The following is a 14,591-nucleotide window of genomic DNA, read 5'->3' on the forward strand; positions in this document are numbered from 1 at the left end:
TGAACGGACCTTGAGCAAGGCAGCGGGGCCTCGCCTGTTTCAGGCCTCCGGTCCAGCCATAATGCGGTGCAATCCTGTGCCGACCTTTGATCCAGCGCACGTTTGTGTGTGCCGTGCGAGGACCGCTGCGCGTGCATCCGCCATTTGCTCAGCTATGATGCGGCGCAATTCTGTGCTGGCCTTTGATCCAGCGCACGTCTTGTCATGTGTGCCGTGCGAGGACCGCCGTGCTCGCATCCGCCCTTGGCTCAGCTGTGATGCGGTGCAATCCGGTGCTGGCCTTTGATCCAGCGCACGTTTGTGTGTGCCGTGCGAGGACCGCTGCGCGTGCATCCGCCATTTGCTCAACTATGATGCGGCGCAATTCTGTGCTGGCCTTTGATCCAGCGCACGGTGCCCGATGAAGCGCGCATGACGACGCTGTCGGTTGTCATGATTGTGGCGCCTGTCGATTTCTTGCGGGTTTTTACCCCATCGAGAAGCGAGCCTGACGTCACGCCGGTTGCGGCAAAGATGCAATCGCCTTTGGCCAGATCTTCCAGCTTGTAGATGCGATCAAGATCGGTGATGCCCCACTTTTTGGCGCGGCCTTTTTCATCGTCATTGCGGAATGTCAGCCGGCCGTTGAATTGTCCGCCCACACAGCGCAGAGCGGCGGCGGCCAGAACGCCTTCGGGTGCGCCGCCTGATCCCATATACATATCAATACCGGTGTCCTGATCGGTCACCGCAATCACGCCGGCCACATCGCCATCGCCGATCAGATGCACGCCGCATCCAATCGAGCGCAATTCGGCAATCAAATCGGCATGGCGCGGGCGATCGAGCACGCACACATTGATATCGGCAGGTTTTTTCCCTTTGGCATCGGCCACCGCTTTCACATTCTCAGTTACCGATTTGGCAAGGTCGATCACGTCTTTGGGCAGACCCGGTCCAACGGCCAGCTTGTCCATATAGACATCGGGCGCGTTCAAAAGGTTGCCTTCTTCCGCCGCCGCCAGAACAGCAAGCGCGTTGGGGCCGGCCTTGGCCGTGATGGTGGTCCCTTCAAGCGGGTCCAGCGCAATGTCGATTTTGGGCCCCTTACCCATGCCGACCTTTTCGCCGATAAACAGCATCGGCGCTTCATCGCGCTCGCCTTCGCCGATTACGACAGTGCCATCCATGTAGAGATTGTCGAATGCCCGCCGCATCGCTTCGACCGCAGCGGCATCAGCGGCTTTTTCATCGCCGCGCCCGATCAATTGCGCCGCGGCCACCGCCGCAGCTTCGGTGACGCGCACCATTTCAAGCACCAGAACGCGCTCAATTGAGTTTTCATCATCTGTCTGCTTGTCAGCAAGAATGTCCGTGGTAGGTGCAGTGTTCATGCGAAATTCAGTCCTTCTCCGCATTGGATATGTGCCCGCGTCTAGTCATAAGGAGGCAGGCTTGTCGAGCGATCTGAATGCCTTTCTCCGTAATACCCGCCAGAATGCCCGCCCGAATGCCCGAAAGCTATCCTTTCGGGCAGGTGGCGCGTTTGCGCTGGCTTGCATGAGTGTTCCTGTGGCCGCGCAGGATGACGCAGGCGTGACGGATGATGCAGACGCAGCCTTGGATGAGGATGGCGAAGCATCGCAGCCTGTTACCGCGCCTGCCCGGCCTGACCCTGTTGATATTCTCATCACCGTGCCGCGCGGCGATGTTAATCAAGCGCAGGCGCAGGCATGCGAAGACCGCGCCGATGCCGCCACCTTAAGCGGTGAGATCATCGTGTGCCGCCAATTGGGCGAAAAAGGCGAAAACTATTATTCCGGCAGCCGCGAAGAAGCGCGCAAACGCTATGCCGAGGAAACCGCGTTTCAGGGTGAGAACACCTCGCTTGATGTGTCAGGCGCGGGCATTTTCAAAGGGCCGGCGACGATATCAGGCGCGTGCATCATCCCGCCCTGCCCGCCCGAGGCCGCAATCCTGATTGATGTCGAAGCGCTGCCGCAGGCACCTGAGGGATCAGATGCGGACCGGATCGCGCGCGGCCTGCCGCCGCTCGGGCAAGATGAGGAATTATCGCCCGAAGAAATCAAGAAACGCCGCGAGGCATTGGGCCTGCCGCCGCCCAAATATGAAAAGAGCGAATAGGCCCTTTGTATGGTGGATAGGCCAAACAGCCAGCCTTTGCGCGCTGGCGCTGTCCTGCACGGCGGCCGCGTGGGGACAAAGCGAAGCGGGCAGCGATCAAGACAAATTTGTGCTCGATCTGACGGTTTCTGACACTGAAACGACGCCCGATCCAATCGCTGATGAGCGATGCGCTGAAGAAGCAGAAAACGCGCGTATTCGAGGCGAGATTATCGTGTGCGGCAAACTGGGCGAGGTTACGGATGGATCTTGGGATAAAGCGGCGTGGGAGAAACGCTATGCCGAAAAGACCCAAGGGCTAAAGCCGCTGGACATGTACATCGATCCCACCCCGCCAATGGTCGGCGTTACTTTCAAGGCGAAATTTGGCTCAGCTCCAGGCGGGCATCCCATTTTGATTGATATTGAGGCGCTGCCGCAGGCGCCTGAGGGATCAGATGCGGACCGGATCGCCCGCGGTCTGCCGCCGCTTGAGCAAGATGAGGGGTTTTCGCCCGAAGAAATCAAGAAACGCAGCGAGGCATTGGACCTGCCGCCGCCCAAGTATGAAGAGAGCGAATAAAGCAAGCGGTCGCGGCGGCGGGAAACCTATCCCAAAATCGGCAGGACCAGCGGTTCACCCGTCAGGCTTTCGGACCCGTCGAGCAATTCCAGCGCGCGGCGCACATTTGCCTCTGGCCCTTCATGGGTGACAATCGCAACCAAGACTTCGCCGCCATCGCGTTTGCGGCCCTGCTGGATCAGGCTTTCAATCGAGACATCGCCATCGCGCATCGCTGCGGTGATTTCCGCGAGCACGCCGGGCCGGTCATTGACCGTAAAGCGCAGATAGGTGCGCTCCAGCCGTTGGCCGGGCTCTGCCGGGGGATAAGCTGTCAGATCGCTGACGGGCATGGAGAACGGCGCCCCCACATCGCCGCGCGCAATATCGATAAGGTCTGCCACCACCGCGCTGGCGGTGGGGCCATCGCCCGCGCCCGCGCCCTGAAACAGCAGGCGGCCTGAAAAATTGCCTTCTGCCACCACGGCATTGGTGGGGCCATCAACCGCGCTTAAAGGGTGATCCTTGGAAACAAGGCATGGCCGCACCCGTTGCAGCAGGCTTTGCGCGCCATCTTCTCCGCTCAGATCAACCTCTGCAATCAGGCGGATAACATAGCCCAGCCCATCGGCCTGTGCGATGTCAGCGGCGCGCACAGCGGTTATCCCGGTGGTGCGCACAGCGTCGAAATCAAGCTGAGCGCCAAAGGCAATCCCGGCGATGATCGCCAGTTTATGCGCCGCATCCACGCCCTCGATATCGAAAGTGGGGTCCGCCTCGGCATAGCCAAGTTTTTGCGCCTCGCTTAAAACCTGCGCAAAATCTGCGCCTGTCGCTTCCATTTCGGACAGGATGTAATTGCACGTCCCGTTGAGAATACCGTAAACCTTGGTCAGCGCGTTCGCGGCGGTCCCTTCGCGCAGGCCTTTCACAACAGGGATGCCGCCTGCCACAGCCGCTTCGAATTTGAGCGGCGCGGCCATTGCCTCTGCCCCATCAGCCAGCGCCAATCCGTGATGCGCGATCATCGCCTTGTTGGCCGTGACAAGCCCCTTGCCCGAATTGACGGCTGCCCGGCTGAGCGCAAGCGCTGGGCCATCGGACCCGCCGACCAGTTCGACCACCACATCAACGTCATCACGCTTGGCCAGCGCGCACATATCGTCTTCCCAGGCAAAGCCGCTGATATCGACCCCGCGATCCTTGCCCCTGTCGCGCGCAGAAACCGCGGCCACTTCGATCATCCGGCCTGCGCGGGCAGCGATTAGATCGCGGTTTGTCTCAAGCAGGCGGATGACGCCTGCGCCCACCGTGCCAAGTCCGGCAATGGCAATGCGCAAGGGAGCGGGAGGGGTTGGCGTGTTGGACAAAAGATGCGCTCCGCAAATTGAGTTTTGTGGGTTCGTGTTTTTTGGCGTGTCAGTATTGGGTGCGCCTCTGGCATCCGCCAAAGGCTTAGGGCTGGGCCACACGCTCCCTCCGCCCTTGCACCCGGATTTTCACACCGGGCTATGATCCGGGTGGAAGGGTGGAGGGAGCGGGTGGCTTGGCGACAAGCGCATAAACGTCACGATCTTTCCGTCAAGCGGCGCTTTTGGTTGTTTTGTTACAAACAGCCAGCAAGCAATCTTACGTGATACGCCGCTCACACGGGCCAAGCTGCTCTTTCACAAACGCATAATCGCGCGCGGTCAATTGCCGGGCGCTGGCATCGCGCGCCAGATTGGCATTGCTGGGGAGCACATCAGGCAGCGCGCAGGCGAGGCGATACCATTGCAAGGTCTGCGGCTGCGGCGGGCGCGAGGACGAATCGATGATTTCGCCCCATGACACACCCCATTGCGGCGGCTGGCCCGGACGGCGAAGCACGCTAATCGATACAGGCGATCCATCTGCGGTCGCAAGGAACACCTGCGTTTCCGATTCGCCCACCAGATTACCAGGCACGGCAAGCGCGTCGGAAATGCCGGTGATCGCAGGCGGCACATCGCCCGCCGCAAAAGCCGTCAGGATAGGGCGCAAACGGGCCTCCAGAGCGGGACTGTAATCAAGCTGGCCCCGTTTGCCCGCCAGCTGAAGGGCGGTTGCCTTACCCGTTGATCCATTGGCGCTGCGCCTTGCAAACAACAGCATTTCGCGCTTTTTCAGCTTGGGAGGCTTTCCCTTCGCGGTGAGCGGCACGTCCACCAGATAAACAAGCGATTCGCCCAAAGAACGCTGGCCTGCGATCAGCGCCAGTGTGCGCGCCTCTATATAAAGCCGCGCATGTCCGGGGGCGAGGCCGGGCGCTCTTTCGGGTTTGACCGTGGTCTGACGGCGAATCTGTGCACGCACGATCATGTCGCTGGATTCAGCCAAAGTGGCCAGATCGGCATAGGTTGGGGCATTCGCGATATTTTCAGGCTGGCCGGCTGAGGCTTCGCTTGAAAATTGTGCAGAAGCGGGAACGGGCAAGAATGCAAGCACTGGTGCGAAAATTGCCGCCCGCGCCAGACCTCTGAATTTATTCATTAAAATAGCGTTAACATCCATCTTGGAGGCTTTCTTTGGCGGCGCGCAATCGCTCCACAGTTTTCGTCGGACCGTTCCAGCGCTGGGACAGTGAATCAATCCTGAACCCATAAAGCGTTTGATTGACTAAACGTTGACCGTTAAAGCGAGAATGGTTCGCAGGCGTTTTGGCGACAAAGCCTTTGCGAAACAAGCCGAGCGGTTGCAGTGGGAGCTGCATGTTCGGCAAACTGGGATGGCTGATCTGGGTCGCGGGGCAGCCGAACCGGTCTGGGAGGCCAGAAATTTGAGTTTCACATTGGCGGTCTGTTCTAAGACGGTCCGAAACGGAGCTATCTGATTCGGACCTGACCATGGTTCAGGCGCGATGTGATGAATGTGTCGGCGGATGCGCTGACGTGAAGATGGAGAGTAAACAGCCGGATGGCCTACGTTGATCAAGGAATGACCGGTAGCAAGGCTACCGCTCTCATAATTGCGATTGGCATCGTGGCGGCGATCGGTCTTGCAATGGTTATTGGTTTGACCATTGATGCCGTGAAGAAAGAGATCGAGCGTGTCTCGATGGTCGATGTCGCTGAAGAAGAACCGCCAGAGCCTGAGGAAGAGCCGCCGCCACCAGAAGAGGTGCCGGAAACAGCGCCGCCGCCTCCTGTGGCGCCGCCTCCGCCGCTCAATATCGCGCCTTCGCCGCCTGATATTCAGGTGCAGGACACGATTCCGCCACCAGCCCCACCGGCGCGCATTATTCCGCCGCCTGCCCCTGTGGCTGCGCCGGTACCGCCGCCACCGCCTCCGCCGCCATCACAGGCACGCGGTGCAACGACCAAGAACGAACGTCGGTGGGCAAGCCGGATCCAAGGCGATTATCCTTCGCGCGCATTGCGTGAAGAGGTTGAAGGAACCGTGGGCGTGCGTGTTACCGTAGGTGCCAATGGCCGGGTGAGCGCATGCAGCGTGAGCAATTCAAGCGGATCAGATGTGCTCGATAAAGCAGCATGTCGCGGGATGCAGCGTTATGCGCGTTTCAACCCAGCGCTTAATGATGCGGGCGAGCCGACCACGGGTTCCTATTCCACCCGGATCACATACCGTCTGAATTAATCGAATTTCGGATCACGCCTCTTTAAGAGAGCGAGGCGCGGTCCACGGGGAAACTTTTCAAAAGGACTATTCGCAATGAACCTCATGTATCTCGCAGCAGTTGCCGGTGCTGAAACCGAAGCACCTGAAAACAAGTTCGGCTTTGTCGAAGCCATGAAAGAAGGCGGCCCGGTTGCCTGGGCCATCCTCGCCGTCATGGTGATTATGAGCATTGGCTCATTCTACATTCTGTTTTCCAAATTGTTCGAACAGAACAAAGTGATGAAGCAGTACAAAGACGTCAAAGGCGCATATTGGCGCGCAGGCTCGCTGCGTGAAGGCGCGGCTAAGCTCGAAAAGAACAGCGCATGGCGTCAGCTTGCTGATGATGCTGTCACCGCACAGGATCACCACGGCAAGATGGAAGGCGCTGGCAACGAGATCCACTTCGTCGAAGAAGAGCTCGCCCATTCGCAAGACACCATCAACCAAAGCCTTTCGGGCGGCCTGTCCTTCCTCGCATCGGTGGGTGCTACTGCACCGTTTATCGGTCTGCTGGGTACAGTGATCGGTATCTACCGCGCGCTGATTAATATCGGTATCGCCGGTTCTGCGTCGATCGATAAAGTGGCTGGCCCAGTTGGTGAAGCGCTTATCATGACCGCTATCGGCCTGCTGGTGGCTGTGCCTGCCGTGCTTGCCTTTAACTGGCTGCAATCGCGCAACCGCCGCATCTCGGCGTTGATGGTTGAATTTTCCAACGACATCGTTGCCTATATCGGTTCGAACGGTGCGGTTAAGCCTGCTGTTGGTGCCGGCCCTGCCAAAGCGATGAAAAAGCCCGCCGCAGCGCCCAAGCCTGCAACGGCTCCGCTGAAGAAGTAAGCTGATCTGTGCGGGAGCCCGCCCGGCGCATCCGCGCTGGCACCGGGTTCCCGACGATCCTCTGATGAGCCGGGCCGCAACGCGCGCCATGCCAGCAGAGCTTACGCAACGAACTGTCGCTTTACTAAGTTAGGAAAAGACAATGGCGATTTCGATGGGAGGCGGGGAAACCCCGATGTCCGACATCAACACCACGCCGCTGGTGGACGTGATGTTGGTGCTTCTGATCATCTTCCTGATCGCGGTTCCTGTGGCCATTCAGACGATTGAGAAACTGGAAGTTCCCGTTTTCCGATCCGAAGAATCCAAGGATAAGGTTGAAAACCTGCTGCTTACCGTCAGCACCACCGATGCCGCCGGCACGACCGCTGGCACGATCAACAGTGGTTTTGGCGGCGCGACCCGCACGGGCGAATGCCGCGTGTATTTCAACAATATCACCCCGGTGACTTCCGAAGAACTGCGCGATCAGGCGTTCAAACGGCTTGAGGCGATTGTGAACGCCTATCCGGGCGGCGCTGAGGCGATCATGCAGGATCTCGAAGCCATTCCGCAGGTCCACATCCGCGCTGATAAAGAAGCGCCGTGGAAATGCGTAGCGGGCGCGATCTTCAACGTGCAGGCTGCGGGTTATCCCACGGTTGGCTTTATCTCAAACCCGGTCGATCCGAACGGCTAAGCGCATCATCAAAGCGCTAAGAAATTTAAGGAGAATTTGACATGGGTATGTCCGGAGGCAAACTCGACGGCGAGCCGATGCTCGACATGAACATGACGCCGCTGATCGACGTTTTGCTCGTTCTGCTGATTATGTTCATCATCACCATTCCGGTGGCCACGCACTCGGTCGATATCGATCTGCCACAGCCCAACCCGAACCCGCCGCCAGTAATTATCGAACCTCAAAAGAACAAACTTTTGATCACGGTTGATGATACGCTGCTGTGGAATGGCGAGGCGATCACGGAAGGTGACCTTGTTACAATCCTGGGTCAGACATTGACGATGACACCCGAGCCCGAGCTGCAATATGAGCCCGAAGCTCTCGCCAGCTATGACAAATCGGTCCGTGTGCTGAATATCATCAAGGGGTCAGGCATCACCAAGTTCGGCTTTGTCGGGAATGAAAAATACCGTCAGTTCGGATCAGGCGGCGGCGAGTAATCCTCACGCATTGATCTGGCGAACAGCCAAACAGACAAACGCCGCCGGGAAACTGGCGGCGTTTTTGTTTTGGATGTTGGTGTTTCAAAACCGCATCTGCTGGCTCGTCGGCCTTGCGGTCACTTCGCCGCCGATTGGGATGGTGCCATACCTCCACGGCCCGCGGCAGGGGAGCCAAGCGCGCTAATCCCCTTCCAGCGCGCGCGCCGTATCATCGGGACCGATCCGCATCGCTTCGCCTGCGAGGCTCTCTGCCTCCAGCAAAAGCTCATCATCCACCGCGCCCTGCGGCACCGCTTCGCGTCCGATCATGGTCATCACCGGCACTGCGAGAGGCGAGACCCGCTCCAGTTCGACATGCACCAATTCTCGCTGTGACCGCTCCAGCAGATCAGCCAGCCGCCCCACATCCGTCATCCGCGCGCGCGCATCGGCCCAGGCCGCTTCGAGCAGCACGTGATCGGGCTCATATTTCTTGAGCACATCGTAAATAAGATCGGTCGAGAACGTCACCTGCTTGCCCGTCTTCTTTTTGCCGGGATGCTGGCGCTCCACTAGCCCGCTGATAACCGCCACCTCGCGAAAAGCACGCCGCAGCAAATGGCTTTCGGTGACCCATTCGACAAATTCATGAGTGAGAATATCAGGCGACAGCAGCGGCGCGGGGTCTGTCACAGGCTTCAACCCCCACACTGCCAGACAATAATCATTCGCCACAAATCCGCCCGGCATCAGCCCGCGATCCTCCATCCGGCGCGTGATCAGCATGCCAAGCGACTGGTTCGCGTTCCAGCCTTCGAAGGTGTAATAGGTCGCATAATGCTTGCCGCCATGGGGAAAGCTTTCGACCAGCAATTCGCCCGGCGCTGGCAAGCGGCTGCGGTAATCCTGCACTTCCAGCCATTCGCGCACATCATCGGGAAACCGCGCCCAGCCCGCGCGGTCATCCAGCATCGCCTGCACCCGGCCTGCCAGATGCGCCGTGATCGGCAGTCGCAGCCCGCCATAAGAGGGGATCGTGGCGGACTTCTTGGCCGCGCGCACGATCACGTCCATGTCCTTGACGCTTTCCACCTCAAGGCTGATCCCTGCAAAAAAGAACGTATCGCCCGCAGACAATTGCGCGGCAAAGCGTTCCTCAACCTTGCCCAGCTTGCGCCCGTTCTTGAACCGCACGGTGAGCATTTCACTATCGACGATGATCCCGGCATTCATCCGGTGGCGCTGGGCCTGATTGGGATGCGCAAGCCGCCACACGCCCTGCTTGTCCCGCACTATCCGTTTAAACTTGTCATAGGCGCGCAGGGCATATCCGCCGTTTTCGACAAAAGCCAAAACGCGCGCCAACGCCGCCTCATCCACCCAGGCAAACGCCAGGCTGGAGCGGATTTCGGCAAGCAAATCATCCTCGTGAAACGGCGCGGCGCATGCACAGGCCATCACGTGCTGCGCAAGCACATCAAGGCCCCCTGCCCGAAATTCCTCGCCATCGCGCTGGCCTTCATCAACCGCATCTTTGGCCGCCATCGCTTCGAGAAATTCAAACCTGTTGCCCGGCACCAGCACGGCCCGGCTGGCGGTATCAAGCCGGTGGCCGGCGCGCCCAATGCGTTGCAGTAGGCGCGATGATCCCTTGGGAGCGCCCATTTGCACCACCAGATCAATATCGCCCCAATCGATCCCCAGATCGAGGCTGGCGGTGCAGACGAGGCCGCGCAATTCACCGGCCGCCATCGCATCTTCGACGCGGCGGCGCGCCTCTTTCGACAGGCTGCCATGGTGGACGCCAATAGGCAGATTATCTTCGTTCACATCCCACAGACACTGGAAGATAAATTCAGCCAAAAAGCGCGTATTGGTGAAGACAAGCGTCGTGCGGTTCGCCTTAATCGCCTCATACAATTGATCGACCGCCCAGCGCCCTGCATGCCCGCCCCACGGCACGCGCTGTTCTTGCGGTAGCAGGATTTCAAGATCAGGCTCTGCGCCCTTTTCCCCCTGCACCAGATCGGCGGCGCATATCTCGCCTGTGCCATCAGGTATTTGCGGGGAAAGCCATTCCTGAAAGCTCAAAGGATTGGCCAAAGTCGCCGACAGTGCGACCCGCTGCATATCGGGTGCGAGCGTTTGCAATCGCGCCAATGCGAGCGCCAGAAGATCGCCGCGCTTGCCCGTGGCAAAGGCGTGCACTTCATCAATCACCACTCGCTTGCACGTGCGAAACAGGTCGAGGCTTTCCGGGTAGGACAGCAGCAGCGACAAGCTTTCCGGCGTGGTCAACAGCACATGCGGCGGCTTGGTGCGCTGGCGTTTCTTGCGATCCGCCGATGTATCGCCGCTGCGCGTTTCGACCCGAATCGGCAGGCCGATCTCTTCGATAGGAGTGACAAGGTTGCGTTTTACATCATGCGCGAGCGCTTTGAGCGGAGAGACATAAAGCGTGTGCAGGCCATCTTCGGGAAGCTTTTCACCGGGTGCAGGGGCGAAATCGCACAAGGTGGGAAGAAAGCCAGCGAGCGTTTTGCCTGCGCCTGTATCCGCGACCAGCAAAGCATCGCGCCCTTCGCGCGCTTTCGCCAGCATCTCTGTCTGATGGCGCCGCACACGCCACCCGCGCGCATCGAACCATTGCTGGATCGCGGGCGGTATTGCAGGAGCGGCGGTGTTTTGCGTTGTCACGGATGCGAGATGGGGCCGCGCCGCTCAAGCCGCAAGCGCGGATTAGCCAGCGTCAGCAGCCTCTTCGGTCGCTGCATCTTCCACCACGCCTTCTTCAGCGCTCTCATCATCCCAATCGGTGTTCCAGTCATCCTCTGGTTCGCTCACGGCCAGATCTTCGAGGCTAACTCCCAAAAGCGCGGACAATTGCTCTTTTTCCGCATCGTTCAGCGCGGAGAACTTGCGGCCTTCGGGATAGTCTTCAGCCAATTGGGCAAAGCTTTCCATCATGCCCGGCATCGCTTCCATGACCAGCGGCATCATCTCGTTCATGGCCGACATGACTTGCGGGTCGGCAAAGATCAAAAAGCTCTCCGCTGCGTATTTGCTGCCGACAGGCGTGGCGAAGTAAGCATCAAGATCAGCGAGCTCGCTATCCGTAAAGCGCACCGCATAAGCGCGCGCCAAACCGCTGCGATAGGCGGGTTCGATCTGGGTGGTGATGTCGCTCATCATATCGAGAGTGACCTGCGTCATCGCTGCATTGCGATCTGCCGCTTGCGGATCGAGCAGCGCGAGGGCCTCTGTCAGCTTGGCCTCTTCAACATCGGCGAAATCAAGCGGGCTAAGCCCTGTCAGCTTGCTCAGTGCGATGGCCGGTGTGCCGCCCATTTCGCCCATGATCCCTTCGAACATGGGAGCCATGCTTTCGTCCATCATCTTGGCATAGGTGCCTTCGGGAAACAGCTTGGTCACCACCGAACGGGCGGCAGGCAGGCGCGCTTCCTGTTCCGGATCCAAGGGCTCTGCTGTGCCGAACATATCGCCGAACATGTTTCCAAGGGCAGCGAATTCCTCCGCGGTGGGTTCATCACTGGCCACAGTTTGTGCAGCGGCAGGCACAGCGGTGAAAGCGAGCGCAGTGCCGGATGCAGCGGCGAGGATGAAGCGTTTCATGGCGAGCGTGTCCTTTATCTGATCCGGGTATTATGGCTGAGAGCGCGGGCGTTTGCCAGACCTATGCACTGCAAAAGCTCAACAGCACAAAAGCGCCAGCAACATAGAAAAAACCGTATTTCTTGAACGGGTAGCGTTCGAAAAAGGTTTTGGTGTCGGCAGCAATTTTGGCGACGACTTCATCGCCCCAGTCATCCGGTTTTTCGCTGTCCTGCTGGCCCGGTTGCTCGAACACCTGCAATTGATCGGGGGTATATTTGCCAGCGTGCGACCATTCCTCGTCCGGGTTGGGGTTGAGGCCAATCGGTGGCTCTGGTTCAGGCTCCGGCTCCGGCTCCGGCTCCGGCTCCGGCTCCGGCTCTGGCTCTGGCTCTGGCTCTGGCTCTGGCTCTGGCTCTGGCTCTGGCTCTGGCTCTGGCTCTGGCTCTGGCGGGAGTGAGGCTTGCTCGGCCTTTGCGTCAAGTTCGGCAGCCAGCGGCTCAGGATGCTCCAGCGCGATCCCCTTGCGCTCCAATTCGCGCTGGATTTCTGAGGCCAGAAACAGCGCTTTCTCGCGCGCTTCAGTCAGTTCAGCAAAAGCCGATATGCGCATGGTTGCGCTATCAAGCTCGGCGCGTTTGACCGTGTAGGCAGCGTGGATCGCGGCCTTATCGCTCGTTTTTGACAGGCCCAGCGCGGACCACGGCCAGCCTTCTGACCCGCCTCCATTGGTTGCTGTTGTGTTCACCGCCATCCCCACATGTCAGTTACGGTTTGTGGATCTGCGATGCAATCATGCATGCTTCTTTGCACTGTGATAGGTCAAAGCCATCGCGATACAATGCCGCAACTCTGTTTCGGGGAAAGGCGCGTTCACATCGATCAGGACGGCGCGATTCCCCTCGAAACTCAACGTATCCGCATATAGATCGCGCCATTTTGCCACCAGATCGGTCTGGCAATGGACATAAAACGCAAGAACCTGCGTATTGCCGCGATGTGCATTGATGCGAATTGTCGTGCCTGAACCTGTCTTCTCAGTCAAAAATGCAGGTTCGTTCCATTTGAGCGTTTCAGTCAGCGGGCCGATTTCCGGCTCGCTCAAAGCCACACTCACGATAAGACCCCTCAGCCGCTCAAGGGCCGAACGCATTTGGGGGGGATGCGGTTCAAGCGCGGCTTCGAAAGGTGTCATATCGCAAAATGCCTTTCAATGGCCAACGCTTTCCCCGCGTTCGAGGCCTGACAAGGCAAGTTGCTCGTCAATCTGCGCCATCAAGCGATCGAGGCCTTCTTCGGTGCTGCTTTCCGCGCGCGCGACCAGCACGTCCTGTGTGTTCGAGGCGCGCAGTAGCCACCAGCCATCGGCGGTGTTGACGCGCACGCCGTCGGTTGCGTTGACTTCTTCGACCTGCGGGCCGGGATTGGTGGTGAGCCGCTCTGTCACTTCGGCAATCGCCGGGAATTTGCGCGCTTCATCCACCTGAAAGCGCATTTCGGGCGTGTTGAGCATATCAGGGATCGCGCCGCGCAATTCGGTCACCGATTTGCCCAGCCGCGCCGATGCGGCGAGCAGGCGCACACCGGCATACAGCGCATCGTCAAACCCGTAATAGGTGTCCGCAAAAAACACATGCCCGCTCATCTCGCCCGCCAGCGGAGAGCCAGTTTCCTTCATTTTGGACTTAATCAGCGAGTGCCCGGTCTTCCACATTAGCGGCTTTCCGCCGTGGGCTGCGACTTGGTCGAACAACGCGCGGCTGGCCTTAACATCGGCAATGATTGTCGCACCTTGGTGGGTTTTGAGGACATCTTCGGCGTAGATCATCAGCAATTGATCGCCCCAGATCACCCGGCCTTCGCCATCGATTGCGCCGATCCGGTCGCCATCGCCGTCAAAAGCCACTCCGAAATCGAGGTTCTTCTCCGCGACCAGAGCGCGCAAATCGGCCAGATTGGCTTCTACAGTTGGATCAGGATGGTGGTTTGGAAAATGCCCGTCAACGTCAGTAAACAGCAAATGATGCTCTCCGGGAAGCTTCGCGGCAAGCGCCTCCAGTGCCGGCCCCGCAGCACCGTTCCCCGCATCCCAGCCGACTTTGATACCTTCCAGGGCGGCGGGCTCTATTCCGACGAGACCCTCGAGCATGCGCTCGACATACTCGCTGAGGAGGCTGCGCTCGGATACGTTTCCGGTTCCCTCGCTCCAGTCCCCGGCAGCCGCGATTGCCCCGAGCTTCTGGATGTCTGCCCCAAAGAACGGACGGCCCTGAAATACCATTTTGAAGCCGTTGTAGTTGGGGGGATTGTGGCTGCCAGTTATCTGAATGCCGCCATCCACCTCATCGCTTGACGCCTCGGCGTAATACAGCATCGGGGTCGCGCTCATGCCGATGCGCACCACATCGCAGCCGCTCTGGGTGAGCCCTTCGACCAATGCCTCTTCCAGCATGGGTGAACTGGTGCGGCCATCATAGCCAACCGCCACGGTTTTGCCGCCCGCCCGGCTGAGCAAAGTGCCAAAGCTGCGGCCGATCGCACGGGCATCATCCGCGCGCAGGGTTTCGTCGATAATCCCGCGAATATCGTATTCACGCAGCACGGTGGGATCGAATTGATGGCTCATAAACTGAAACGTCCTGTCTTTGGGTGTCTTTGTGTATCTTTTGCGGCCAATAGCATGCTGATC

At 59.1% G+C, this 14,591-nt stretch carries 14 protein-coding genes; 6 read left to right on the forward strand and 8 right to left on the reverse strand.

Going from position 1 to position 14,591, the window contains the following annotated elements:
• Positions 1-344: 344 nt before the first annotated feature.
• Positions 345-1,373, reverse strand: a complete 1,029-nt coding sequence (gene glpX / locus AC0V6L_RS04620) for a class II fructose-bisphosphatase (protein WP_486153206.1) — start codon at positions 1,371-1,373, stop codon at positions 345-347.
• 166 nt (positions 1,374-1,539) lie between these two features.
• On the opposite strand from glpX, the gene AC0V6L_RS04625 reads away from it, so the two are divergent.
• Positions 1,540-2,124: a hypothetical protein gene (locus AC0V6L_RS04625; protein ID WP_486153207.1), complete on the forward strand. Its 585-nt coding sequence runs from the start codon at positions 1,540-1,542 to the stop codon at positions 2,122-2,124.
• Between the two features lie 109 nt (positions 2,125-2,233).
• Positions 2,234-2,686 carry a hypothetical protein gene (locus AC0V6L_RS04630; protein ID WP_486153208.1) on the forward strand — a complete coding sequence of 151 codons (453 nt, stop codon included), beginning with the start codon at positions 2,234-2,236 and terminating at the stop codon, positions 2,684-2,686.
• 26 nt (positions 2,687-2,712) lie between these two features.
• Here the strand turns inward: AC0V6L_RS04630 and AC0V6L_RS04635 are convergent, their stop codons facing one another.
• Positions 2,713-4,035, reverse strand: a complete 1,323-nt coding sequence (locus tag AC0V6L_RS04635; RefSeq protein WP_486153209.1) for a homoserine dehydrogenase — start codon at positions 4,033-4,035, stop codon at positions 2,713-2,715.
• Positions 4,036-4,294: 259 nt separating this feature from the next.
• Positions 4,295-5,176: a hypothetical protein gene (locus AC0V6L_RS04640; RefSeq protein WP_486153210.1), complete on the reverse strand. Its 882-nt coding sequence runs from the start codon at positions 5,174-5,176 to the stop codon at positions 4,295-4,297.
• Between the two features lie 444 nt (positions 5,177-5,620).
• On the opposite strand from AC0V6L_RS04640, the gene AC0V6L_RS04645 reads away from it, so the two are divergent.
• From AC0V6L_RS04645 to AC0V6L_RS04660, 4 genes are all read left to right on the forward strand, one after another.
• Positions 5,621-6,280 (forward strand): energy transducer TonB, encoded by a 660-nt coding sequence (locus AC0V6L_RS04645; RefSeq protein WP_486153211.1) that lies wholly within the window; start codon positions 5,621-5,623, stop codon positions 6,278-6,280.
• A gap of 75 nt (positions 6,281-6,355) precedes the next feature.
• A complete protein-coding gene (locus tag AC0V6L_RS04650) occupies positions 6,356-7,144 on the forward strand; it encodes a MotA/TolQ/ExbB proton channel family protein (protein WP_486148640.1) in 789 nt (262 codons plus the stop codon).
• Positions 7,145-7,286: 142 nt separating this feature from the next.
• Positions 7,287-7,823, forward strand: a complete 537-nt coding sequence (locus tag AC0V6L_RS04655; protein ID WP_486148642.1) for an ExbD/TolR family protein — start codon at positions 7,287-7,289, stop codon at positions 7,821-7,823.
• A gap of 41 nt (positions 7,824-7,864) precedes the next feature.
• Positions 7,865-8,308, forward strand: a complete 444-nt coding sequence (locus AC0V6L_RS04660; RefSeq protein WP_486153212.1) for an ExbD/TolR family protein — start codon at positions 7,865-7,867, stop codon at positions 8,306-8,308.
• 183 nt (positions 8,309-8,491) lie between these two features.
• On the opposite strand, the gene AC0V6L_RS04665 is transcribed toward AC0V6L_RS04660, so the two are convergent.
• From AC0V6L_RS04665 to pgmG, 5 genes are all read right to left on the reverse strand, one after another.
• Complete coding sequence (locus AC0V6L_RS04665; RefSeq protein ID WP_486153213.1) at positions 8,492-10,987, reverse strand: ligase-associated DNA damage response DEXH box helicase; 2,496 nt, start codon at positions 10,985-10,987, stop codon at positions 8,492-8,494.
• A 42-nt stretch (positions 10,988-11,029) separates the two neighbouring features.
• Positions 11,030-11,923: a DUF2059 domain-containing protein gene (locus AC0V6L_RS04670; protein ID WP_486153214.1), complete on the reverse strand. Its 894-nt coding sequence runs from the start codon at positions 11,921-11,923 to the stop codon at positions 11,030-11,032.
• A gap of 61 nt (positions 11,924-11,984) precedes the next feature.
• A complete protein-coding gene (locus AC0V6L_RS04675) occupies positions 11,985-12,650 on the reverse strand; it encodes a hypothetical protein (RefSeq protein WP_486153215.1) in 666 nt (221 codons plus the stop codon).
• A 45-nt stretch (positions 12,651-12,695) separates the two neighbouring features.
• The gene (locus AC0V6L_RS04680) at positions 12,696-13,097 is read right to left on the reverse strand and encodes a DUF1801 domain-containing protein (protein WP_486153216.1); all 402 of its coding nucleotides are present in this window, start codon (positions 13,095-13,097) and stop codon (positions 12,696-12,698) included.
• A gap of 15 nt (positions 13,098-13,112) precedes the next feature.
• On the reverse strand, positions 13,113-14,528 hold the full coding sequence (pgmG, locus tag AC0V6L_RS04685) for a phosphoglucomutase/phosphomannomutase PgmG (RefSeq protein WP_486153217.1): 1,416 nt from the start codon (positions 14,526-14,528) through the stop codon (positions 13,113-13,115).
• Positions 14,529-14,591: the final 63 nt, after the last annotated feature.

This window comes from Erythrobacter sp. JB1-15 (assembly GCF_057365035.1).

Bases quoted from the DNA above. Each gene is read 5' to 3' on its own strand.
- AC0V6L_RS04640 (WP_486153210.1), bottom strand. From the start codon at position 5,176: ATGAATAAATTCAGAGGTCTGGCGCGGGCGGCAATTTTCGCACCAGTG.
- AC0V6L_RS04655 (WP_486148642.1), top strand. From the start codon at position 7,287: ATGGCGATTTCGATGGGAGGCGGGGAAACCCCGATGTCCGACATCAAC.
- AC0V6L_RS04645 (WP_486153211.1), top strand. From the start codon at position 5,621: ATGACCGGTAGCAAGGCTACCGCTCTCATAATTGCGATTGGCATCGTG.
- AC0V6L_RS04660 (WP_486153212.1), top strand. From the start codon at position 7,865: ATGGGTATGTCCGGAGGCAAACTCGACGGCGAGCCGATGCTCGACATG.
- AC0V6L_RS04625 (WP_486153207.1), top strand. From the start codon at position 1,540: ATGAGTGTTCCTGTGGCCGCGCAGGATGACGCAGGCGTGACGGATGAT.
- pgmG (WP_486153217.1), bottom strand. From the start codon at position 14,528: ATGAGCCATCAATTCGATCCCACCGTGCTGCGTGAATACGATATTCGC.
- AC0V6L_RS04650 (WP_486148640.1), top strand. From the start codon at position 6,356: ATGAACCTCATGTATCTCGCAGCAGTTGCCGGTGCTGAAACCGAAGCA.
- AC0V6L_RS04680 (WP_486153216.1), bottom strand. From the start codon at position 13,097: ATGACACCTTTCGAAGCCGCGCTTGAACCGCATCCCCCCCAAATGCGT.
- glpX (WP_486153206.1), bottom strand. From the start codon at position 1,373: ATGAACACTGCACCTACCACGGACATTCTTGCTGACAAGCAGACAGAT.
- AC0V6L_RS04670 (WP_486153214.1), bottom strand. From the start codon at position 11,923: ATGAAACGCTTCATCCTCGCCGCTGCATCCGGCACTGCGCTCGCTTTC.